This is a genomic window from Bacteroidales bacterium (assembly GCA_023229505.1).
In the GTDB taxonomy this organism is placed as follows: domain Bacteria; phylum Bacteroidota; class Bacteroidia; order Bacteroidales; family JAGOPY01; genus JAGOPY01.
On sequence record JALNZD010000005.1, the window covers coordinates 1 to 22525 of the forward strand.

Below are 22525 nucleotides of genomic sequence, written 5' to 3' on the forward strand. Positions count from 1 at the left end.
GACTTAACCAGAAAAAATATCAAGAATAGATAAGACATGAAATCCATTTTGAGATCATGTCGACGAAAAGTCGATCAAAAATGGAAATCATGTCAAATCATCAATTAATTAATACTGATACACCCTCAGAAGATAGAAAAATTTATTTGCCATCCATGGCCTTGAACAGCCTGATCAGGTCGACAACGCGGTTGGAGTACCCCCATTCGTTGTCATACCAGCTTAGCACTTTCACGATCCGGTTCCCGAGAACCCGGGTGAACTCAGGGTCGAAGATAGATGAGTAAGGATTGCCTACGACATCTGAAGAAACCCATTTAAAATCGGAATACAGCAGCACGTTTTTCATGCAGTCTGTTGCTGCAGCCGCTTTCATCGCTTTATTCACTTCTTCAGCCGTAACATCTTTTCCGACTTCCACGACCAGGTCAACGACGGAACCATCGGGTACCGGCACGCGGGACGCCATCCCGTCGAGCCTTCCTTTCAGTTCCGGTATCACTTTACCAACTGCTTTGGCAGCACCGGTTGTGGTCAGGACGATGTTTTCGGCAGCAGCACGGCCCCGGCGCCAGTCTTTGTGAGGAACGTCGGCCAGGCGCTGGTCGTTGGTATAAGCATGTGTAGTGGTCATCAGGCCGTCTATGATCCCAAAGGCATCATGAAGCACTTTAGCTACAGGGGCCAGGCAGTTCGTCGTGCAACTTGCGTTTGAAACGATGCGGTGTTCCGGCTTCAGGCCATCATCATTCACACCGATCACGACCGTAAAGTCGATCTCATCTTTCGAAGGAACCGTCAGGATAACCCGTTTGGCACCGGCCTGCAAGTGGCCTTCAAGTTGGGAACGCTTTCTGAAGACACCAGTCGCCTCTACAACGACATCGATATCTAAGTCTTTCCACGGAAGCAGCGCCATATCGCTTTGGGAAAGCATCAGCACTTTCTCTTCCGGGGTTACCAGATAATCTCCTTCTATGTGAGCTTCACTGTAGAAATTTGACATCACCGTGTCGTATTTCAGCAGGTAAGCTAAGACATCATTGTCATAAAGGTCATTGATAGCAATGACATCAATATTTGGGTCGGCATCGAGGATTCTGAATACTGAACGTCCGATTCTTCCGAATCCGTTAATTGCTACTCTCATTTGGTACCTCCTTTCGCGGTTTTTTCCTGTAATAAATGGTATGCTCTGATCACATCGAGGATGCGGCAGGCCTGGGCCAGGGCAGTGTGATACCAGACCAGGGTCTTGATCATCTTGCCTTGCGACTTCAGGGTAGCCAGCTTGTCGAACACCACCGCGTGGCGGTTATTGATGACATCGCTTGAAACGATAGGGTCTTCAGCTACCTGAACAAGATCTGGCAGTTTGGCTGCCGCCTCATACATGACTTCATTCACCTGATCGATGGTGACGTCCTTGTTTTTGAAGATCATGGTCAGATCAAGCAATGACCCATTGGGAATAGGGACGTTTAAGGACATACCTTCAATTTTTCCCTTGAATTTGGGAAGAATTGAAGGTATCCACCTGGGTGTCGGTGTTTCGTTAGGGATGATGTTCTCTGCAGCGGAACGTGACCTGCGGAAATCGACACCGGCCTTATCGCGAAGAGGCTGATCGGATGTATAAGAGTGCACTGTGGTCAGCATGGCATAATCTACACCGTATTTTTCATCAAAGAATTTCAGCATCAATGCTGTAGCATTGGTTGTAGCCGATCCTGCCGAAACGATTTTGTCTTTAAGATCGATAGTATGATCATTCACACCCATGACCACGATGCGGTCGATCTCATCTTCCGGAAGTGTGGATAGCACAACATGCGGCGCTCCGGCTTTCAGGTGCTTGTTGAGATCCTTTTTGCTTTTGAATATACCTGTGGCATCAATCACGACATCGACATCAAAAATATCCCAGGGTACATCGCCTGGCGTGCCGCCGGTAACAACACGGGCGCGGCCGGCAGGAGAATTAATAAAATTTCCATCTTCCAGTGTAACACTTACCCGCCCCTTCACTTCTGCCTGCAACAGATATGCAAGAATATCCGGCTTGCCGTAGTCGCTGATAGCAACCACTTCGAACATATCATCTTCCATGCAAAGCCGATAGATATGTCGCCCGATCTCCCCAAAACCCATAATTCCTAATCTTACTTTGCTCATAATCAAAAGATTAAATTATTATTTTAGAATTAATCAATCCTCATTTTAAAAGGCTTGCAAAGGTATATACAATCATCGTATAAAATTAAAAACGCATATGAAAGTTTTAAATGCAGGAAATTAGCATAGGGCATAAGGCATAGAGCATTTAATCCTCTAAGCTCTATGTTCTAAGCTCTTTGCTCCTTGCTGGTTTAATAAAAATCTTTACTTTTGCAAACAATGAATAACATCCGGAACTTCTGTATTATAGCCCATATCGACCATGGGAAAAGCACTCTGGCCGACAGACTACTTGAAATAACCGGCACGGTTACCGGCAAAGAAATGCAGGAGCAAGTGCTCGACGATATGGAACTGGAACGTGAACGCGGGATTACCATCAAGAGCCATGCGATCCAGATGGATTACAGGCATGAAGGGGTCGATTATAAGCTCAACCTCATTGATACGCCCGGCCACGTTGACTTTTCCTATGAAGTTTCCCGTTCTATTGCTTCCTGCGAAGGGGCATTGCTGATCGTAGACGCAACCCAGGGGGTGCAGGCACAGACTATTTCTAATCTTTACATGGCTATCGATCACGATCTTGAGGTGATCCCGGTTATGAACAAAATGGACATGGAGAACGCCATGCCTGATGAAGTGCGCGAGCAGATCGTCGACCTGCTGGGATGCAAGCCTGAAGAGATCATCGAATCCAGCGGGAAAACCGGTTATGGGGTGGATAATATCCTTGAAGCTATAATTCAGCGTATCCCTGCTCCATCCGGAGAAGAAAGCGCACCTTTGCAAGCCCTTATCTTCGATTCCGTTTATAATCAATTCCGAGGGATCATTGCCTATTTCAGGATCTTTCAAGGAGTTATCCGTAAAGGGGACCTTGTCAAATTCGTCGCAACAGGGCGTGAGTATGAAGCCGATGAGATCGGGGTGCTGAAACTAACCATGGAATCGCGCCAGGAGATGAGGGCAGGAGATGTCGGATATATTATCAGTGGTATTAAATCTTCCAAAGAAGTGCGGGTGGGCGACACCATCACACATGTCAGCAGGCAATCGATTGCTGCCGTCAGCGGGTTCCAGGAGGTCAAACCGATGGTATTCGCGGGGCTTTACCCGGTAGATGCCGATGATTACGAGGAATTGCGGGCCTCGCTGGAAAGATTGCAGTTGAATGACGCTTCGCTGACCTTTGAGCCGGAATCCTCAGCAGCGCTGGGATTCGGGTTCCGTGGCGGGTTCCTGGGCCTGCTGCACATGGAAATCGTCCAGGAACGCCTCGACCGTGAATTCGACATGGACGTGATCACAACAGTTCCCAACGTTTCGTACCAGGTAGTCACCTATAAGGGCGAGACCATTGAGGTCCACAATCCGTCAGGAATGCCCGATATCAAATATATTGAGCACGTCAGGGAGCCCTATATCGTAGCGCAGATCATCTCCAAGGTAGAATATATCGGGTCGATCATGAAGCTTTGCATCGACAAGCGAGGCATCCTGAAGAATCAGGTTTACCTGACCTCCAACCGGGTCGAGGTTACCTTTGAAATGCCGCTTGGGGAGATCGTTTTCGATTTTTACGATAAGCTGAAGAGCATTTCCAAAGGATATGCATCCTTCGACTACCATCATCTTGATTACAGGCCTGCCAAACTGGTCAAACTCGATATCCTTATAAACAAGGAACCCGTAGATGCCCTTTCCTCCCTGATCCATTCAGACCACAGTTATGAACTGGGGCGGAAAATGTGTGAAAAATTAAGGGAACTGATCCCGCGGCAGCAGTTCGAAGTAGCCATCCAGGCCGCTGTCGGTGCAAAGATTATCGCCCGTGAAACCATCAAGGCCTTGCGCAAGGATGTCACAGCCAAATGTTACGGCGGCGATATCACCCGTAAACGTAAACTTCTCGAGAAGCAGAAAAAAGGCAAGAAACGCATGCGGCTTGTCGGGAACGTCGAGATCCCGCAGAAGGCTTTCCTGGCGGTGCTGAAGCTGGATTGAGGGCATGGAGGCGGGGAAGCGGGGAAGCTATTGCTTATAACATTCAACGAAGGCATTCCATTGCCGTTCGCTAAGCGTTTCGTGCAGAGCCTTAAAGAATTTCCGCAGGCAAACCTTTAATGTGTCATCCAGTTTTTCTTTAAAGTGCATTTCCCGGAGTTCCTTTTTAAAGGCTGCTTTCAGTTCAGTAACTTTTTCACGGAATTCTTCCTTGGTAATGGTCCCGTCCTGATAAGCATTCCACAAACGCTGGTACTTCACCTTGTACTTTTCACTCAGTTCACGGTAAATCGTCTTTGCCCGCTGAATGGCATTTTGTGTGCAAGCTTTGTATACTCGAAGATCCTGTTTGATCCCGGCTTTCTGGGTCTCTGATAACGATAGTCCTTTCAGGCAATGAATGAAAGAACGATCCCGGATAAATTTATTTTCAGCACTGATCCCATGTTCGTTTTCATCCATATAGGTCTCATCTGCAAGGAAATCTACCGCGATGCCATCATTGAACATGTATATGGTCTGTGAAGAATCATCCGTTAGAACCTCTTGGTTGTCCATATCTGATCCTGCCTTGTCGACCATGATCATGATCTGATCCTCATAAGAGGATTGGTTACCGGAATTTTCCTTTTTACAGGCTGAAAGTATTACCAGCGTAAACAATATAACTATAAATGATGTTGAACTGATTTTCTTCATGGGATTATGATTTGATGTTTATCAATGCAAATATATTTAAAAATCAGGCTATCCCGTATTATATCATAAAAAGTTAGATTTATTCAAATATATTTTCCTTCTATGTGTTCTTCTATGTCTATGTGCTGTAAAAATGAAAAATCGTCCATCGTCCATGAAAAATGGAATATGAAATTCCCCGCAGTCCAACTGCCAACTGCCAGCTATCGCTTGCTCACTTATTGTCAATAAACTCAAAAACCATATTACCCGTAGGCATATAGTCAGTTTTTGACCAGTAATAAATGCGTTCCGTATCAGTTAAAATTGATTCATCCGGTGGAATGGAAAATCTGACAACCTTCAGGTTATCCGGTATAATTAATTGGTAATCAGCTTGATCAAGTGGCTTTCTCCATCCGATCGTCGATTCCAGAATATATTCCGCCCGATTGCCTGAAAGCTTTTGCCTGTATGAAATAAGAATCAACAATTCAGTATTGTCACCAAAATCTGCTCTAAAGACAATGCCATCTCTCCTATTACTAAGAGGTTCAACAGGTTCATTTGCCGTCAGGTTAAAAATGTAGATCGAGTCCACTTCTCCCATCAAAGAATCAACCTGAAACGGATAGACCAGCGTAGCTAACTTATCTCCATTAGTTTTCAGGTAATAATTTCCTGTGACATAGAAATAATCCTTTTCAATTTTCATAGTAATATTCTCTTTATAAAAAGAGATATCCTGGCCAAAACCAATACTGTAAGAGATCAAAAAGATTAAAAAAAGAAGAGTCTTATGCATAAAACCGGGATTATAGTTTGATGAATTTTCCGGTTTTCATAACCTGGTTATTCTTTTTCAGGCTATAAATTAGCGTCCCTGTTGTAACAGAACCTGCAGGTGCCCAGTCATATCGTTTTTGATCAGAGGATAATTGGATCCGGTGAATTTCTCTCCCATCCAGGCTATAAATCAACAGACTTAATTCATCTGACGGATGACTATTTTTCAGATTAAAGTAAAATGTAACCTTATCTGCAAAGGGATTTGGTGATATCGTAATAACATTTTCAACATCATTTTCTTTTGATTCAATCCCCTCTACCAGGCTTGTTGTAATAATATCCTGGTAATGTGAAGAATCAGGTCGTAAACAGAAGTCAACTGGTTCAATTGTGTAATATTCCGATGGTGACGGTGGATGGTAATATTCAATTGTATCAAAAGTAAATCTTCGGGCAAAAATTCTTTCGGAAAATGAACCGTCAGGTTGGATTTGTATCGTCGTGTTCTCTACACCCGGAAGAAGGAAATAACCTTCAGTGAATGGATTACCTAATAAGTCAAAAAACACTCCGGAAAAGCTGCCAAGAGCCCCTATCGTATCATTTTCAGAACCAATTGTAGGAGATATGTCTATGCAATAACTTCCGGTGTATGACCACTGCGTTTGGCTATAACTTAAGTAAATTACAGATTCTCCGTCCCGGATACAATCGAGATACGAGCCAGGGTAATTGCCAAATGCAACGGAATCAAACGGATCGTCCTCCCACGCATAACTGATTAGTTTCACAAAGTCTCCTTCCAGGTTGATTGAAACCGGATTTTCAAGATTTAAGCTGGTTATGAGTGCTAAGGAATCAAAGTATTGTGACCCTCCTCCTGGTATAAGAGTATAAAAGGATATAACTGAACTGCCAGAAGATGTTTTCAACACAATGGAGTCAATTTCAATGATACTCCATTCATAAAATCCCATTTCTATCGTCCAATTACCCGCACTATCAACGATAATTTCTGAAATAAAGGCCTGGGGTGTAGCAATATTTCCTCTTACAGAAGAAACAAGCGCAATGAATATTAAAACTGCAATGGACTTTTTCATTTTATTCAAATTAATAGTGATTTCTGTAACACATTTAATTTCCCCAAATATAAGAACAAAACGCAAGAAAAACAATAAAATGTGAGGAAAATGTTGAAAAGTCCGGTTGAGATGTCATCTCATTTCATTCGTCCCTGACGGGACTTTTAAAGGCATTGCCCTTGCCGACCCCGGACTTCATCCGGGGCTATTTTCATTTGTCCTTAAAGGACATATATTAAGCCCCCATGCTTCCATGCCTCCATGCTTCCATGCCTCCATGCCTCCATGCTTCCCAGTTCCCGGTTCCCAGTTTGCAGTCCATTAAACCCGCCGACCGGGAACCGCCGACCACGAACTGCGAACTGCGAACTGCGAACTGCGAACCGCGAACTGCGAACTGTAACTATTCTCTCACTATTCCGTCTTATGCTTAAATTTGGAATTTCAAAAACATCTGAATGACGGTTGCGGAATTCAACCAGTGCGTGGATAACCACTCCGACGGTGTGTACCGGTTTATCCTGAAAAATATAAGGGATGACCAGGCAGCTATGGATATTGTTCAGGATGCTTTTGAAAAAATGTGGCTGAAGTTCCGTGAAATAAGCCAGTCCAGAGCTAAATCCTACCTTTTTACAACAGCTTATCACCGGATGATCGATTATATAAGGAAAGAAAAAAGGATGGACCGCCTTGACGCGAAAACTGAACCGCAGGACCATTACCATCACCAGTACAACGACCTGAAAGTCGTCCTGGATGAAGCCCTGCAGCGTTTACCGGAAATTCAGCTGTCTTTGATCCTGTTAAGAGACTATGAAGGATACAGTTATGAAGAAATCGGAAATATAACGGGACTAAATGAATCGCAGGTGAAAGTTTATATTTTCCGCGGCCGGCTGGCACTGAAAAATTACCTGGTCAGCATCGAAAACCTTGTCTGATATGTATATTAATCAAGATAATTACGAGCAGTTCTTCCTCGATCACGCGGAAGGCAACCTTTCCCCGGAAATGGAAAGGGAACTTACGGATTTTCTTGAAGCCAATCCTGATCTGAAGCCTGTTCTCAAAGATTTCGATCCATCTCCCCTGCCCTTCGAAGAATTTAACAACGACTCACTGAAAAAGCGGCTAAAAAAAAATATCCATCCTACGGGTCATATTGATCAGGATAATGTCGATGAATGGATGATCAGGGATGTCGAAGGTCTTCTGAATGAAGCTGAAGAAAATGAATTGAAGGAATTTCTTTCTCTAAACCCGGCTTATAGCTTTGATCATAAATTATTCGGGTATACGAAACTTTTGCCTGATCTTTCAATTTCCTACCGACGGAAAAATGAATTAAAGAAAGAAGGTGCCTATTTCCCTGTCAAACACCTGTTCTGGCTGTTACCGTCGGCAGCAGCCGTGATTCTGCTTTTCATCGGTATCAGGTTTTTCCAGCAGCCCGAGGTTAAAACAGTACCGCCTGTCAATCTCAATGTCTCTGAAATTCCTGAATCCAAGCCATCTCAGATCGCAGCACAAGTTTCAATTCCTGAGATGAAAAAAGAAATCAAGGCAATTAAAAATCCATCCCGGGATCAGATCGCTGAAATTGCACGCTCAATTTCATTCCGGTTAAAACCGTTTGCAGATCAGGCCAGCATTGCAGCTCATCCGACAGAAGATGTCGCGTTGAGCATGTCCGGTCGTAAAAGCCTATCCATAATTACTATTGATAAAAAAGAGCCATCTCTCATCGCCAGGGTCTTTAGCAATATGCTGGACCAGGCCCGGGGTGGAATTCGTAAGCAGGCCAACTTCGACAAGATCCTGAAACCTGATTTCAATTTCTGGTCGTTCGCAAAAGCTGGTATCAGCGGGTATAACAGCATCTCTGACCGCGACCTTGAGCTTTACATGAGGAAAGATGAAGATGGGAAGGTCAAATCTTATGCTTTGATTGACCAGGACCGGCTTCTTTGGTCGAAAGATCTGAATAAGGAATAAGCTCTGTAACATTTTATGCCCTTATTCCGTCCCACGCAAAAGACTTTAACAATCAAAACGATTATGAAAAAGAATAACATTTTGAAAGCAACCTTTGTTCTATCATTCTTTTGGATGATTTTCCTGTTAAACACCTCTGTTATGGGACAGAATGAAATCATCCGCGAAACCCGTGATCTGCCAGCATTTGATCAGATTGATGTTGGCGGGGCATTTGAAGTGACACTTACTATTGGCGAACCTCAGAAGGTCGAAGTGGAAGCCAGGCAAAAAACCATCGGGCAAATTATCACCGGGGTTGAGGGCAACAAACTGGTCATTTCATCGAACAGGATCGGGGGCAATACGCCGCTAAACCTTTATATCACCGTCCCTACCCTTTCGCGCATAGAAGCACATGGGGCGGCTGAAGTTAACGGAGAAAATATAATTAAAGCAGATATGCTTTCCATTGAAGTTTCAGGTGCGTCCACGGTTGACCTGAAACTGGATGTTATCACGCTAAGATCGGAAGTTTCCGGTGCAGCCGATCTGGAACTTTCAGGAAAAGCACAGCAGCATAGCGCCATTGTCAGTGGCGCTGCGACATTGGATGCCGAAGACCTGGTCACCATTACAACAGATGCTGATGTCAGCGGGGCTGCGACAGCAAATGTCAATGCTGAAAGAGTAACCGGGAAAACCAGTGGCGCAGGTGAAATTAATTCCGAAGAAGGGGAATGGGAAACTGAAGAATCCGAAGAGATCATAGTTAAAATAGATGATGACAGCGACACCACTTACATCCATGTGCCAGGCACGGGCGTGGTAATCACAGAAGGTGATGATTCCGTGAAAGTGAAAGTAGGCAACAGGGTGATTATAATTGATGAAGACGGAGAAGTTAAGACCAAACGTTGTAAAGAACCAAAATTCAATGGGCATTGGGCAGGTGTGGATATCGGCTTTAACGGCTATGTTAAACCGGATTTCAACATGAATTTCCCCAAAGAATACGAGTACCTGGATTTGAGGATGGAGAAATCAATTGCTGTTAACCTGAACTTTTTCGAACAGAATATATCTTTTTCGAAAAATCAGAAATGGGGAATGGTAACCGGCCTCGGACTTAGTTTTAACGATTACAGGTTCTTGCGCCCCACCAGGCTTAATATGGAATCCTCTAAACTGATCGGATACCTCGACCAGGATATCAGCATCCGGAAATCGAAATTATCTGTCATGTACGCAACACTCCCCATATTGTTCGAATTCCAGACGGCTCCCAGTTATCATAAAAATGGTTTTCATATCAACGTAGGTATTGTAGTCGGTGCCCGGTTATCTTCCCATACAAAAAAATATTACAACGAGCTGAATTCTGAATTTCATATCACGCAATACAACCCTGAAACCAGTCTGTATGATGATGTTTTCATTGCCTTTTCACCGAATGATCCTAAAGTATATCATTACGGCGACTGGTTCCTGCAGCCTTTTAAATTTGACGCTACAGCCAGGATCGGATGGAATTTCCTTAATTTCTGGGCTAACTACTCCCTGAACACCATGTTCAGAAAAGGTAAAGGCCCGGAGCTATATCCATGGTCGGCGGGGATCACGCTGGCGTGCTTTTAAGTTTTGAGGTTTAAGTTTTAAGTGTTGAGTTATTTTCATTTCAAAAATTTCTTTTATCTTTACCTCCCGTTCGATTTTAACTTAAAGGTTTAAATTACAACAACTTAAAACTCAAAACTCAAAACTTAAAACTCCGCAGGTATGTCCGGTCATAATAAATGGTCCACGATCAAGCATAAAAAAGGGGCAGCTGATGCTAAGCGTTCCAAGATTTTTTCGAAAATTGTCAAAGAAATCCAGGTAGCCGTTAAAGAAGGGGGACCCGATCCCGACCATAATGCACGACTAAGGTTGGTGATCCAGAATGCCAAAGGGGTCAGTATGCCCAAGGACAATATCGAAAGGGCCGTTAAAGGCGGCAACAAAGATGCCAACAGCTTTTTCGAAGTGACTTTTGAAGGATACCTTCCTAATGCGGTAGCCGTTTTCATCGAATGCACAACCGACAACCAACAAAGAACCGTCAGTAATATCAGATCAATTTTTAATAAATTCAACGGAAACATGGGGACTAATGGTTCTTTGAGCTTCATGTTCGACAGGAAAGGTGTTTTTTCAATCCCGAAGGAAAATCTCAAAGGAGAAGAATATGAACTTGATCTGATCGATGCCGGGGCCGAGGACATTTCGGCAGAAGAGGACTACATCACAGTGGAGACAGCTATGGATGACTTTGGACGGATGCAGAAAAAACTGGAGGATCTGGAAATAGTTGCTGAAAATGCACGACTGCAGCGTATCCCAAAGGATTACGTCACATTAGGCAAAGAAGAAACCAAAAAGATCATGAAGGCGCTTGATGTTTTTGATGAAGACGATGACGTCCAGAATGTTTATCATAACCTTGACATCCCTGATGAACTCCTGGATGAAATGGAAGATTAGCAAGCCAATTTTTTTTATTATCCTGGGGCTGATATTTCTATCCCATCTCCCATTTATTAGCGCCGACCCCGACCGAAATATGTCTGTTGGCCGCGGACCTTTTACTGATGAAGGACTGAATACGATACAAATCAGGAATTGGGTCAATCACGGAGATCTTAACCTTAGTGAATGTGATAACCTGCTAAAAACCCCTTTGCTGGGTTTCCCTTTAGCGGTAACTTATAAAATTTTCGGGGCAAATCATGTTGCCTCACGCCTTTACGTCCTGGTTTTGCTTTTTCTGGCCTTACTCCTGATTGGTCTGCATGAGAAGAATCGTTTGATCATAATCATCTTTTCTTTGATTACACTTCTGCAATACCAGGTATTTCAATCCTCTCATTTCAGCATGGCAGAGATGTTATCCAACGCCGCAGTCCTATTGTCCATTCATTATTTGGTCCGCTCATCCGATATGGATCAAATCCAAAAAAAACGTGACGGTTTCGCTGTCTTATCAGGTGTATTTCTTTCTTTATCCTATTTCATCAAGATCCAGTTTATTTACCTGGTTTTGCTCCTTCCGATCGTGCTGATGATCCGATGGTTTACAACCAATTATTATATCAGGAGAATGATCATCAGGCAAGGATTTGCCATTACATCAACCCTTCTCTTTTTCCTTTTACTTTATTTAATGGCCTGGTACCTGCCCAATAAAGAAGCGTATGATTACATGATGGCGCATCAATCCGGCGAGTTTACTTTCTCCGGAAAGATCTGGGAATATATCCGCTTTAATCTCAATTATCATTTCCTGAAAGGTTGGATTCAATGGTTTGTTTATATTTTCCTGGCATTGCTTTTAGCGGGTTTCCTGGTGCTTAAACATACACCATCAAAGCGCTACCCCATCCTGTTTTTCTCCTCGCTGGTCTGGTTCCTGCTTGAATTGCATAAATTAGCCATGATTTACCTGCCTACCCGTTACCAGGTAAGCCTTTTTGTTTCAATGGGATTGCTGATGAGTGTTGTATCATATGAACTTTTATCATGGCCCGCAGCAAGAACAAGAACCTTTGTGAGGATCCTGACAATTGCGGTGCTTTTCACTATGACAGTCATCAATGGCTACAATTATATTGACACATTCCGCCACCGGACTTTTGTGATCCGTGATACCAATGAATACCTTGCCGCGGGTTTACAACCAGATGATGTTGTGCTCGGAGCCTGGGCGCCTTCATTAACCTGGGATTCCAGGTCAAAAGCTCTGCCGGTCTGGAATAATTTCCTTAACTACCGGGATCCAGTCGCAAAATATCATCCCAGGGTAGTTATAGCTGAAACTGACGAACAGGATTCCGAGCAGGCCTGGTCCAGCCAGGGGATCGATCTCGGGGCTCTTTCCGACTCAACCAGAACATTGAAGATCGGGCAGTGGGAAATTAATATCTATTGGATGAAAATGTTTGATCAATAATGGTTGGATTTTTAGGCAGCAAAAAAGTAACTTTTGTCCATACACCCTGTTCACTTGTTATCCAAATCTTTCCATTATGATTTTCAACGATTTGTTTGACAATTGATAGTCCGAAACCCGATCCGGTTTTGATATCTTTAGGAACATTGCTGGCACGGTAAAATTCATCAAAAACAAATGACAGATCTTCTTTAGGAATCCCAATCCCGGAATCGGAAATTTCCGTTAAGATTTGATTGTGTTTGTCCCTGACCGTCAATTCAACATGTCCATTTAGCGGGGTGTATTTCACAGCATTCAACAAAATATTGGAATATAATTCCTCAATCGCGAAAGGATTCCCGGTGATCTTTTGAATCGTGCTATCGAAGTATATATTGAAATCAATGGATTTGTCCCTGGCCAGGGTTTGAATTGGAATTACAACCTTATTGATCAGATCTTTTAATAAAAATTCCTCAAATTCACTGTCTTTTTGCAACCGTTTTCTTGTAAGATTCAACAGGTTTTTAACAAAACCGTTAAGTAATTCAGTACGTTCAAAGGCGCGATTAGCAAATTCTTCCTGGACATCATTAAGGGGACCTGCTATTCCGGACCGGATCACCTGCAGACAACTCAGGATTGCGGCGAGGTGACCTTTAATATCATGCGTTACACGCAGGACGTATTCATTTTTCAGTCTATCTTTATTTTCCAGCTCAAAGTTCGACTTAATAAAAGTTTCTTCGCTTTTTATTGACCTTGAAATAATCATGTGTGACAGGCTTACAACAAGGATTGCTGTGCAAGCGTATATAAAACCGGCAATGTAAATAAAGAAAGTATTGTCGTGGAGATCAGGGTTGATAAATCCCTCAATGTGATAATGGGGAATGACTGAATAACATTCAAAAAATGCCATAAAACCAACAAGAAGGAGGGCATAAGCGGCATAAAGATAACTTTGCAGTGTTTTATATATAGAACTGGCAATGATCAAATGAAAGAAAAAAAAGAGGAGCAATGGATTTTCAATGCCACCTGAAAAGTGGAGGATAAGAGTCAGAATAATCAGGTCCGTAATAATCTGGAAATGGATCTCCTGCTTGATTTTGGCAGTAGCCTTACTCCCCCCAGTTATAATAATCCGCTTCAGAATTATAGCATGGAAAATATTTAATAGAAGCAGGATAACTGCAAGATAATAAATCGGTTTATCCTGAATAGAAATCTTGTATAAGTATTTGACAATATAATTTGAAATTACCAGGATGAATATTGCAATCCACCTGATCCTGACAAACCATCTGGCAAAGTGTACATGAGCCGGAATCAGTTTGTCATACACTTCATTTTTCTTCATAATTATACATATTCACAGACCTGCTGTAAATTGATTATCAAATAATTGACGCTGAATGATTCAAAAAGGACAAAAGTGCCGGATATTATCCTGGCCATTGTTCATTCCTGAAGCATATCCCCGATCATTTCCGCGAGTTTAAGAGGATCAATAGGTTTATCCTGGTACCGCACATGCGGAAATGCCGATTCATCCTCCACGGCCGAGTACAGGTTAACCCCAAGCTGATCCCTCATACCGGTAAGCATAATGATTGGCATTTTTTTAAACTCCGGTTCTTTTTTTATGGTGTGCAACAGGTTGTATCCTTCAAGGTCCGAGTTCATCATGATATCAAGAACCAATAAATCAGGTTGCTCACTCTTAAATTTTAAGAAACCGTCTTTTCCGTTATTAGCCGTAATAACACCAAAGCCTTTGCTTTCGAGTATGATCTGAAACGAGCGAAGAAGATCTTCATCATCATCTACCAATAAAATCTTTTTTTTCATTATTCTTTTTTAATAAATAACATATGGTTAATTCATGTTAAGATTATATGATTGTCAGAGTCCTTATGGCCAGGATAAATCTTATACCTCTTTTAAATTGCTTCCTGTGGATCATATTCGACCCCGGCGAATAATCCGTCGATTTGTGCAAGTAACTGCTGATCTGTAAAATGCCGGCCTTTAATTGCCGATGAAGGACAGGCTGCAACACAAACACCGCAGGCTTTACATAATACGCTGATAATATGACTATGACCTTCTTCTTCATTGAATTCAATGGCGCTGAACGGGCAGAGCTGATTACAGAACCTGCAACCGGAGCACATCTCTTCATTGACTTCAGAATAAACGGCATCAATTTCGATTTTTCCTTTTGATATCCTTGCCAGAATCCTGGCTGCAGCAGCCCTGGCTTGTGCAACAGTATCAGGTATGTCTTTTGGTGCAACACAAGTTCCGGCAATAAAAATTCCGTCTGTTGTGGTCGCAACCGGTTCAAGTTTCGGATGACTCTCGATAAACCATCCTTCCTTATCCTGGCTAATATTGACAAGGTGTGCTATTTCGTCCGCGTCTTCCCGGGCTTCCATCCCCACTAAAAGGATAACCAGGTCTGCAGGGATTTCGATGAGTTCCCCGCTTAGCTTTTCATTCACCTCAATTATCATCGAGCAATCATCTTTTGGTCCTGCTCTGTGGATTACCGGCCTCTCACCTTTTTCATACATCAGGAACATTGTCTTGGCTTCCGATGAACGGCGGTAAAAATCCTCATGTCCTTTCCCAAAAGCATTCATATCAATATAAATGTCTGAGATATAACATTCTGGATTTGCAGATTTGATTTCATGTACATATTTCAGAGCGGTCATACAGCAAACCCTGGAGCAATACGAATGGAACTCCTGGCTTCGGCTTCCTACACAGTGAATTATAGCGACGTATTTGGGTATTTTACCTTCCCTGGTCTCAATTCGTCCGGAACGGACCATTTTTTCAAATTCGAAAGAAGTAATGACATCGGGCAATTTTCCATACCCATAATGTGTAATCCGCGATGCATCGAATTCCTTATATCCTGTGCAGACTATCACATTTCCTATCTGGATTTCAGGCGGTTCAATCTCTCCGGCCAACTTCCCGTTAAGCTCATTTATGGTCGCGGTAAAATTTCCAATATATCCGGTAAGCCTGGTTACTTTTGATTTGAGGTGTAAATGGAGGTGTTTATGGTTCATAACGCGTGTAATCCTTTCTGTAAGAAGATCACGTGCGGAATACAAGTAGGGAGCTGTCAGGTCGACACGTGCCAGGTTACCTCCGAGATGATCTTCCTTTTCAACAAGGTAGACTAAATTGCCGGCATCTGCTAATTCAAGGGCAGCGGTCATCCCTGCAATACCGCCACCTATAACCAATATGTTCGGGCACATATCCACCGACATACTTTCCAGTGGATCGTGCAGCACAACTTTGCGGATGGCAGCCTGGACCAAGGCCATGGCTTTTTCGGTCGCTTCAATAGTGTCTTTGTGCACCCAACTGCATTGTTCACGGATATTCGCCATTTCCAGCAAATATTGGTTCAAGCCGGCTGATCTTAGTGCACTCCGGAATGTCCGCTCATGCATGTTCGGGCTGCAGGCAGCAACAACTATTCTGTCGAGCTTATTCTCCTTTATATCCTGGCTGATCATCTCCTGACCCGGGTTGGAGCACATATATCTATATGTCCTGGCAAGTACAACATGTGGAAGGCCGGCAACGAATTTCGCAACAGCTTCCACATCGACAATTTTGGCAATATTTGAGCCGCACATACATATGTAAACGCCGATTCTGCAACTTTTCATGGCTTCTTTTTTACTTGATTGCGATTGAAAAAGAATGAAGAATTTCTTCCTGGCGGGCTAAAGCTTCTCTGCGAATAGCAGCGAAATACATGGCCAGGGGCCGATATACAAGGTGCGCCCATTTGCTGAATGGCATCCTGAACAACCATGGTACGACACACATCAGGTGGATGACATAAGTGACATTAGACCATTCATAAAGGCCGGTACGATGAAAAATATGCTGTAAGATACCCGTCACCACGATCAGGAATAACAAGACCACGAATACCCAGTCTGTGCTATGCGACTTTTTATACTGGACATAGTTCTTCTTAACACGATTCCTGATAAAATAAATTGTACCTGCAATCAGTCCGATACTGGCAAGGTAGCCAAAAATATGCACTTGCCATTGAATTGCAGGACCTGCCTGTAATTGCTCAATAAATACCATCACCAGGATCAGCATAGTGACATAACCCAACATCAGACCAAGATGAATAATCCATGGCATAAAAACCCGGTGCCCGCGTTTAACTTCACACTCCGCATATCGCTTTTGTGTGAAGAAATGCCACGGAAAAAGATATGATTGCTTCAGGTAAAGCCACCAGGGAACAGGAACAGTACCCCCCCTAATCATTGTAAAATACCACATCCGGATTGCGCCAATTATAAGAAAGATCGCCAGGATCAATCCAAGAGAGAGGTCAAACCTGTGAATAAACGAACTGGGTATGAATGCGCCTTCCCCATCATAGATATGAATGTTTCCACTAGAAAATCCGTAGTAAATAAAGAACGCCCCAGTAAGCAATGCAATGGCCAGAAGTGAAATGATTTCAACAGCTTTCGATTTAAAGAATTGACGTGCGATACCGGTAAAATCGTACCGGGAAATCAGCCACCGGCGCAAACTCATCATGGTTTCCCCCGGATCTGCTTCCCTGGGACATTGTTCCGAGCATTGGCCACAGTAATAACAAAGCCATGGTTCAAGGGTAGTCTCAATTTTCCGTTCCAATCCCATCTGAAGCTGACGCATTGATTTTCGGGGGAATTTAAATACTTCATCGGCATGGGTGCATATCGTGGAGCAATCCCCGCACTGGTAACATAATTGAACATCCTCGGCACCAAAACCTTCCAGGTCATCAATAAACCTGGGATTTACTCTTATTGCCATAATTACCTCCTTATATCACATGAATTTGTTTAGCCCTGGCTTCGATTTCGCTGAGGGAAAGACTGCTTAAATGCCCAATTCCTTTCCCGCTGGTGAGGCTTTTGAGAACCCCGGCCGCAACTGCTGAAGCTTGCGCTACGGTATCAGGAATATCTTTAGGTGCCTGGCACATTCCTGCAACATAAATACCACCTTTATCGGTATCAGTAGGACTTCCATTATAATCCAGCTCTGAAAACCACCCATCAGCATCTCTTGATACTCCAAGTATTCTGCTGAGCTCTTCCGTACCTGGTGCAGGTATCAGACCAACAGCCAACACGATCATATCAACCTTAAATTCCACTAACCTGTCATTGAATATATCTTCCCCTCGCACAATCATTTGTCCGTTGTTATAAGCGACGGAAGCTGTATGACCACGAATAATAAATGTTCCCTCCTGTTTGATCCGTTCTGCGAACTCCTCATACCCTTTACCAAAAGCTCTCATATCTATATAAAATTCGTAAACGTTGACATTGGGGATTTTTTCTTTGATTAAATGGGCGAATTTCAGGGAATACATGCAACACACACGGGAACAATAAGGATTATATTTTTTGTTCCTTGATCCTACGCAATGAATGAGTGCAACACTTCTGGGAGGCACGCCATCAGGTGAAAAGACCCACTCCTCCATCTGTGTTTTTTTGTCAATTTGCTTGCTTTTCGTAACGATCCTACCACCTGTCATGCCCGATGCATTGGTAAGACGTTCAAATTCGAGAGATGTCAATACATTCGGATAGACCCCGTATCCATATTGTTCGATCTTGCTTACATCCATTAATTCATAGCCTGTCGCCAGGATAATATTTCCGACTTCAATGTCGAGTGTACTATCCTTTGCGCTAAGGTCAATACATTCTTTTGGGCATTTTTTTACACAGATGCCACATTTTTGACCATCAGAAAGGATATAATTACAGTTAGCGTCATCGACCAGGTAGGCATTAGGAACAGCTTGCGGGAAAGGGATATATATTGCTTTCCGCAGGGATATTCCAGAATCGAATTCACTCTTTACCCTGACAGGGCAAACTTCCGTGCACAAGCCGCAGGCAACACATGAATTAACGTCCACGTAACGGGCACGTTGCCGGATCTTCACCCGGTAGGAACCCGGTTTACCACTGACAGCCAAAACTTTCGAATTCGTAAGGAGACGTATCATTTCATGTTGACCAACAGAAACCATTTTCGGTGTCAGAATACAGGCAGCACAATCCAGAGTGGGAAAGGTTTTGTCGAACATCGCCATATGACCGCCTATGGTTCCGGTCTGCTCGACCAGGTATACCAGCTTATCAGCATTTGCGATTTCAAGTGCCGACTGTATCCCGGCTATACCACCTCCTATCACCAGTGTTGCATGATTAACCGGATTTCCGCCAGGTATTGCTACGAGCGAAAAAGGGACACCGATGACAGCACAAGCTACGATAGCCTTGGCACGATCCATGGCATATTCACCCTTTGAGCCATGTTCCTGGAAAGATGCCAGGCGAATTTCATCCGTATTGCCTCCTGCCATGGCCATTGCTTTAGTAAATACCGGCTTAAAATAGCCTGGCAGATCTCCCGCAATAACGATCCTCTCAAGGTTATTCGCCTTGATCTGGTCATATAGGGTTTTCACCTCGATATGCGGTTTAATGGTCAATATCTGTACCGTTTCGACTTCAGGAAGGTTTGCTGAATATTTGGCAATAGCATCGATTTTCAGAATGCTGCTTTCTTCCATTTGGCAGAAAAAAACTCCTGTTCGCATATTTCCTGTTTTATTTGGTTATTTATTGTATTCCTGACCCAAATGCAGGGTACTAATTTCTTACAACATGCTGCAAAAGTTCACCGTCTTCACCGCGGATATCAAGAACCATCCGCATTTGACCCGGCAAGCTGTGAGTAGCACAGGAGAAACAAGGATCATAGGCTCTGAAAGCCATTTCGATCATATTAAGGATGCCATCGGTCACTTCGACTCCTTTTTTAATCAGACCCTGGGCAGCTTTTTTAATCGACATAGTTATGGCTGCATTATTGTTGGTCGTTCCAACAATGATATTGGCCTTTTTAACAATTCCCTTCTCATCTGTCCAGTAGTGATGGGTCAGCGTACCTCTTTGAGCTTCAACGATACCGACCCCCTCGCCCGAAATTATTCCGAGTGGCGCGCGTAATTCCGTACCGGTGATATCCGGATCTATAGCTAATTCATGACAGCGTTCGGCAGAATAGAGCAGTTCCACAAGCCTGGCCCAGTGCATTACGAGTGTAGAGTGCACTGGTTTTCCTCCAAGAGTGTTATACAAGCGTTCATATTCCTTTTGCGCCCCGGGTGTAGCCATTCCATCGGCGGCATTCAACCTGGATAAGGGCGTAGCGTGGTACACCCCGGAATCCTGCCCGTCTACGAATCCTTTCCAACCGATCTTTTTCAGATAAGGGAATTTGAGATAGCTCCAGGGTTCCACCCGTTCTGCAACATAATCGCGGTACTCAGCAGGGGCATATTTGCATAATTCTTTTCCTTTCGTATCGACGACCCTGACTTTTCCATCATAGAAATTTACTTTGTTGTTTTCATCCACAAGTCCCATTGAGTGGAGCGTAAGGGAATAAGGTCCGTTGAGAATCAGATCGACGTAATCCTTATTTCCAAGAACAATATCATCGAATATTTTAAGTGAGAATTTAGCAAACCCTATGAAACCTTTAGCTTTTTCAATGATGTCATCGCATTCGGGTTCTGAAAGTCCCTTTCTCACACCACCGGGGATATTCATAACCACAAAGGTCTGATGTCCGCCAAGTAATGCCTGGATTTCCTGTGCGAAACGACGTTGTCTGATAACTTCTGTCCCGATTTCCTTTCCTACTTTTCCGATGACGCCCAGAATGTTTCTCTCCGATGCTGGCGCCTGTGGTCCGACAACAAAATCGGGTGCAGCAAGTGCATAAAAATGTGCAATATGGCTATGGATAAAATGCGCCATGTAAAACAGCTCCCTCAGTTTCTTAGCAGTGGGAGGCGGTTCTACACCAAACACGGCATCGACAGCTTTACCCGATGCCATATGATGGCAACCAGGGCAAACACCGCATATTTTTGCAACAATAGCAGGAAGTTCTTCCACCGGCCTTCCTTCACAGAACTTTTCAAATCCCCTTAACTCGGGAACCTGGAAATAAACATTGCTGACTTCTCCTTCCCCGTTCAGGAAGATCTCGATCTTACCATGGCCCTCAAGCCGTGTGATCGGGTCAATCGTGATCCTTTTCATGATACATTTCTCCTTATGATTGAAGCAGGCAGGCTAAAACGATAAAAGGTCCCGGCAGGATCAACGATGCCCTCCACGATCTTTTCAATTTCCTCCGGTTCTTTTGCATCGATAATACTGGCAATTGCCGACATCATTTTGGCTCCGGGGTCCGACGTGCCGGGCGTTGGTCCATAACAACCACGACAGGGGGCATTTCCTTTGATACAACGGTATCCGCATCCCGAGCGGGTTGCAGGCCCCATGCACAAAATCCCCTGCTCCATGAAACAAGTCACACCATCATCCACGATTTCCCAAGGGCGGTAAAATTTTTTAATTCGTTTGTTTTCCGTTTTCTTCCTTATGCACTCATCACACTGGGCTTTTGTCCCTGAACCGATGACTGAACCAATCGGTGGGAGTTCTGCGCCGGTAGCGATGGCCATGAACACTTCGAGCAGCCTTTCTGTTTGTGGCGGACATCCGGGTATAATATAATCCACATGTACAACCTGGGAGAGGGGGCGGACATCATTATAAAATTCCGGCAATTCGAGTATTCCTTCAGCCACTTGATATTCAGCCAGTGGCCTGACTTTATCTGAATTTACAGTGGATTCACTTTCCTGGTAAACCCTCCGGAAAATATCCTCTTTACTTGAAAAATTCGCCATTCCGGGAATGCCTCCAAGATGCGAACAGCTGCCATAAGCAACAAGAATCCTGCTTTTCTGCCTCAGGAGTCTTGCAATACGCAGGTTTTCGCTGTTCCTTACCGCACCGTTGTAAAGTGTAATATCGATATGCTTATCAGGCATATTCTCGACATCTTTATATTTGAAATCCAGGGCTATAGGCCAGAATACCAGGTCGGCAACCGCAATCACATCAAAAAGCTTTTCGTGCACATCCAGCACCGACACGCAGCAACCCCCGCACGCAGATCCCCAATAAACAGCCATTTTAAGTTTTGGTTTTTGTCCTTCCATAATTAAAATTTTTGATTATGTAAAAACCTCCAGTGTTTCCTTTATTTTACAAGGGCCCAATTCCCTGATTGTTTCAGTAAAGCTGTTGGCCAACTCGGCAAATTGCTTCCCTTCGCTGGCACTGATCCACTCAAGTTTCATCCTTTCTGTTTCAATGCCCATTTGCTGAATATATTTCTGAAGAAGGCTGAATCTGCGAAGACATCGGTAATTCCCCTCCTGGTAATGGCAGTCGCCGGGGTGACAGCCGCAAACCAACACTCCGTCAGCTCCTCGTTTAAATGCCCGGAGTATGAAAGTGGGCTCTATGCGGCCTGAGCACATTACCCGGATTGCCCGGACATTAGGTTTATACTCCATCCTTGACGTACCTGCAAGGTCTGCGCCCGTATATGAGCACCAATTGCAAAGAAATGCGACAATTTCGGGTTTGAATTCCATGTTACTATTTCTATATATAAATGATTGTTAAATATATAACAGGTAAATATACATAAGAATTTAAGAAAAATCAAATCAAATATTTTAATATCTATTTTAGGTTGCTAAGAAAATTACCTTCTGAAATGCTGAAACAGTGGAACAGCGAAACAATCCTTCCCTTATTTATAACCTTTTTAAATTTCATTCCGGTCAATTCATATAGCTTATAAACTATTTTACATT

Annotated in this window: 20 protein-coding genes; 7 read left to right on the forward strand and 13 right to left on the reverse strand. The window is 43.6% G+C overall.

The window, feature by feature from the left end; all coding sequences use genetic code 11:
* Nucleotides 1–142: 142 nt before the first annotated feature.
* Nucleotides 143–1150 carry a type I glyceraldehyde-3-phosphate dehydrogenase gene (gene gap, locus M0Q51_02880; protein MCK9398926.1) on the reverse strand — a complete coding sequence of 336 codons (1008 nt, stop codon included), beginning with the start codon at nucleotides 1148–1150 and terminating at the stop codon, nucleotides 143–145.
* On the reverse strand, nucleotides 1147–2175 hold the full coding sequence (locus M0Q51_02885; protein MCK9398927.1) for a hypothetical protein: 1029 nt from the start codon (nucleotides 2173–2175) through the stop codon (nucleotides 1147–1149). The genes gap and M0Q51_02885 overlap by 4 nt, the downstream gene beginning before the upstream one ends.
* A gap of 222 nt (nucleotides 2176–2397) precedes the next feature.
* On the opposite strand from M0Q51_02885, the gene lepA reads away from it, so the two are divergent.
* Nucleotides 2398–4185: a translation elongation factor 4 gene (lepA, locus tag M0Q51_02890; GenBank protein MCK9398928.1), complete on the forward strand. Its 1788-nt coding sequence runs from the start codon at nucleotides 2398–2400 to the stop codon at nucleotides 4183–4185.
* 27 nt (nucleotides 4186–4212) lie between these two features.
* On the opposite strand, the gene M0Q51_02895 is transcribed toward lepA, so the two are convergent.
* From M0Q51_02895 to M0Q51_02905, 3 genes are all read right to left on the reverse strand, one after another.
* On the reverse strand, nucleotides 4213–4884 hold the full coding sequence (locus M0Q51_02895; GenBank protein ID MCK9398929.1) for a hypothetical protein: 672 nt from the start codon (nucleotides 4882–4884) through the stop codon (nucleotides 4213–4215).
* A gap of 214 nt (nucleotides 4885–5098) precedes the next feature.
* A complete protein-coding gene (locus tag M0Q51_02900; GenBank protein ID MCK9398930.1) occupies nucleotides 5099–5668 on the reverse strand; it encodes a hypothetical protein in 570 nt (189 codons plus the stop codon).
* Nucleotides 5669–5678: 10 nt separating this feature from the next.
* Nucleotides 5679–6755 (reverse strand): T9SS type A sorting domain-containing protein, encoded by a 1077-nt coding sequence (locus tag M0Q51_02905; protein ID MCK9398931.1) that lies wholly within the window; start codon nucleotides 6753–6755, stop codon nucleotides 5679–5681.
* Nucleotides 6756–6861: 106 nt separating this feature from the next.
* Here M0Q51_02905 and M0Q51_02910 point away from each other — a divergent pair, with 106 nt between their 5' ends.
* From M0Q51_02910 to M0Q51_02935, 6 genes are all read left to right on the forward strand, one after another.
* On the forward strand, nucleotides 6862–7062 hold the full coding sequence (locus M0Q51_02910; protein MCK9398932.1) for a hypothetical protein: 201 nt from the start codon (nucleotides 6862–6864) through the stop codon (nucleotides 7060–7062).
* 133 nt (nucleotides 7063–7195) lie between these two features.
* Complete coding sequence (locus tag M0Q51_02915; GenBank protein MCK9398933.1) at nucleotides 7196–7681, forward strand: RNA polymerase sigma factor; 486 nt, start codon at nucleotides 7196–7198, stop codon at nucleotides 7679–7681.
* A gap of 1 nt (nucleotide 7682) precedes the next feature.
* Nucleotides 7683–8735 carry a hypothetical protein gene (locus M0Q51_02920; GenBank protein MCK9398934.1) on the forward strand — a complete coding sequence of 351 codons (1053 nt, stop codon included), beginning with the start codon at nucleotides 7683–7685 and terminating at the stop codon, nucleotides 8733–8735.
* Nucleotides 8736–8876: 141 nt separating this feature from the next.
* Nucleotides 8877–10352, forward strand: coding sequence for a DUF2807 domain-containing protein (locus tag M0Q51_02925; protein ID MCK9398935.1), 1476 nt, complete (start codon nucleotides 8877–8879; stop codon nucleotides 10350–10352).
* A gap of 141 nt (nucleotides 10353–10493) precedes the next feature.
* Nucleotides 10494–11237, forward strand: a complete 744-nt coding sequence (locus M0Q51_02930; GenBank protein ID MCK9398936.1) for a YebC/PmpR family DNA-binding transcriptional regulator — start codon at nucleotides 10494–10496, stop codon at nucleotides 11235–11237.
* On the forward strand, nucleotides 11221–12702 hold the full coding sequence (locus M0Q51_02935) for a hypothetical protein (GenBank protein ID MCK9398937.1): 1482 nt from the start codon (nucleotides 11221–11223) through the stop codon (nucleotides 12700–12702). Before M0Q51_02930 ends, M0Q51_02935 begins: the two co-directional genes overlap by 17 nt.
* On the opposite strand, the gene M0Q51_02940 is transcribed toward M0Q51_02935, so the two are convergent.
* The 8 genes from M0Q51_02940 to M0Q51_02975 form a co-directional block, all read right to left on the reverse strand.
* Nucleotides 12668–14047, reverse strand: a complete 1380-nt coding sequence (locus M0Q51_02940) for a HAMP domain-containing histidine kinase (GenBank protein MCK9398938.1) — start codon at nucleotides 14045–14047, stop codon at nucleotides 12668–12670. The two genes, M0Q51_02935 and M0Q51_02940, sit on opposite strands and share 35 nt — an antisense overlap.
* 101 nt (nucleotides 14048–14148) lie before the next feature.
* Nucleotides 14149–14538, reverse strand: coding sequence for a response regulator (locus tag M0Q51_02945; GenBank protein ID MCK9398939.1), 390 nt, complete (start codon nucleotides 14536–14538; stop codon nucleotides 14149–14151).
* A 92-nt stretch (nucleotides 14539–14630) separates the two neighbouring features.
* Nucleotides 14631–16391 (reverse strand): CoB--CoM heterodisulfide reductase iron-sulfur subunit A family protein, encoded by a 1761-nt coding sequence (locus M0Q51_02950; protein ID MCK9398940.1) that lies wholly within the window; start codon nucleotides 16389–16391, stop codon nucleotides 14631–14633.
* A gap of 10 nt (nucleotides 16392–16401) precedes the next feature.
* Entirely contained in the window at nucleotides 16402–17559 is a 1158-nt protein-coding gene (locus tag M0Q51_02955) for a 4Fe-4S dicluster domain-containing protein (GenBank protein ID MCK9398941.1), read from the reverse strand.
* A 10-nt stretch (nucleotides 17560–17569) separates the two neighbouring features.
* Nucleotides 17570–19372 (reverse strand): CoB--CoM heterodisulfide reductase iron-sulfur subunit A family protein, encoded by a 1803-nt coding sequence (locus M0Q51_02960; protein ID MCK9398942.1) that lies wholly within the window; start codon nucleotides 19370–19372, stop codon nucleotides 17570–17572.
* Between the two features lie 52 nt (nucleotides 19373–19424).
* On the reverse strand, nucleotides 19425–20888 hold the full coding sequence (locus M0Q51_02965) for a Ni/Fe hydrogenase subunit alpha (GenBank protein ID MCK9398943.1): 1464 nt from the start codon (nucleotides 20886–20888) through the stop codon (nucleotides 19425–19427).
* Nucleotides 20885–21859 carry a F420-nonreducing hydrogenase gene (locus M0Q51_02970; protein MCK9398944.1) on the reverse strand — a complete coding sequence of 325 codons (975 nt, stop codon included), beginning with the start codon at nucleotides 21857–21859 and terminating at the stop codon, nucleotides 20885–20887. The genes M0Q51_02965 and M0Q51_02970 overlap by 4 nt, the downstream gene beginning before the upstream one ends.
* A 15-nt stretch (nucleotides 21860–21874) precedes the next feature.
* Complete coding sequence (locus M0Q51_02975; GenBank protein ID MCK9398945.1) at nucleotides 21875–22300, reverse strand: hydrogenase iron-sulfur subunit; 426 nt, start codon at nucleotides 22298–22300, stop codon at nucleotides 21875–21877.
* Between the last annotated feature and the right edge of the window lie 225 nt (nucleotides 22301–22525).

What these genes read in the sequence shown, in the direction of transcription:
- M0Q51_02975 (MCK9398945.1), bottom strand. Translation starts at nt 22,300, where the DNA reads ATGGAATTCAAACCCGAAATTGTCGCATTTCTTTGCAATTGGTGCTCA.
- M0Q51_02945 (MCK9398939.1), bottom strand. Translation starts at nt 14,538, where the DNA reads ATGAAAAAAAAGATTTTATTGGTAGATGATGATGAAGATCTTCTTCGC.
- gap (MCK9398926.1), bottom strand. Translation starts at nt 1,150, where the DNA reads ATGAGAGTAGCAATTAACGGATTCGGAAGAATCGGACGTTCAGTATTC.
- M0Q51_02920 (MCK9398934.1), top strand. Translation starts at nt 7,683, where the DNA reads ATGTATATTAATCAAGATAATTACGAGCAGTTCTTCCTCGATCACGCG.
- M0Q51_02895 (MCK9398929.1), bottom strand. Translation starts at nt 4,884, where the DNA reads ATGAAGAAAATCAGTTCAACATCATTTATAGTTATATTGTTTACGCTG.
- M0Q51_02900 (MCK9398930.1), bottom strand. Translation starts at nt 5,668, where the DNA reads ATGCATAAGACTCTTCTTTTTTTAATCTTTTTGATCTCTTACAGTATT.
- M0Q51_02965 (MCK9398943.1), bottom strand. Translation starts at nt 20,888, where the DNA reads ATGAAAAGGATCACGATTGACCCGATCACACGGCTTGAGGGCCATGGT.
- M0Q51_02935 (MCK9398937.1), top strand. Translation starts at nt 11,221, where the DNA reads ATGAAATGGAAGATTAGCAAGCCAATTTTTTTTATTATCCTGGGGCTG.
- M0Q51_02970 (MCK9398944.1), bottom strand. Translation starts at nt 21,859, where the DNA reads ATGGAAGGACAAAAACCAAAACTTAAAATGGCTGTTTATTGGGGATCT.
- M0Q51_02950 (MCK9398940.1), bottom strand. Translation starts at nt 16,391, where the DNA reads ATGAAAAGTTGCAGAATCGGCGTTTACATATGTATGTGCGGCTCAAAT.
- M0Q51_02905 (MCK9398931.1), bottom strand. Translation starts at nt 6,755, where the DNA reads ATGAAAAAGTCCATTGCAGTTTTAATATTCATTGCGCTTGTTTCTTCT.
- M0Q51_02925 (MCK9398935.1), top strand. Translation starts at nt 8,877, where the DNA reads ATGGGACAGAATGAAATCATCCGCGAAACCCGTGATCTGCCAGCATTT.
- M0Q51_02960 (MCK9398942.1), bottom strand. Translation starts at nt 19,372, where the DNA reads ATGCGAACAGGAGTTTTTTTCTGCCAAATGGAAGAAAGCAGCATTCTG.
- M0Q51_02915 (MCK9398933.1), top strand. Translation starts at nt 7,196, where the DNA reads ATGACGGTTGCGGAATTCAACCAGTGCGTGGATAACCACTCCGACGGT.
- M0Q51_02885 (MCK9398927.1), bottom strand. Translation starts at nt 2,175, where the DNA reads ATGAGCAAAGTAAGATTAGGAATTATGGGTTTTGGGGAGATCGGGCGA.
- M0Q51_02940 (MCK9398938.1), bottom strand. Translation starts at nt 14,047, where the DNA reads ATGAAGAAAAATGAAGTGTATGACAAACTGATTCCGGCTCATGTACAC.
- lepA (MCK9398928.1), top strand. Translation starts at nt 2,398, where the DNA reads ATGAATAACATCCGGAACTTCTGTATTATAGCCCATATCGACCATGGG.
- M0Q51_02955 (MCK9398941.1), bottom strand. Translation starts at nt 17,559, where the DNA reads ATGGCAATAAGAGTAAATCCCAGGTTTATTGATGACCTGGAAGGTTTT.
- M0Q51_02930 (MCK9398936.1), top strand. Translation starts at nt 10,494, where the DNA reads ATGTCCGGTCATAATAAATGGTCCACGATCAAGCATAAAAAAGGGGCA.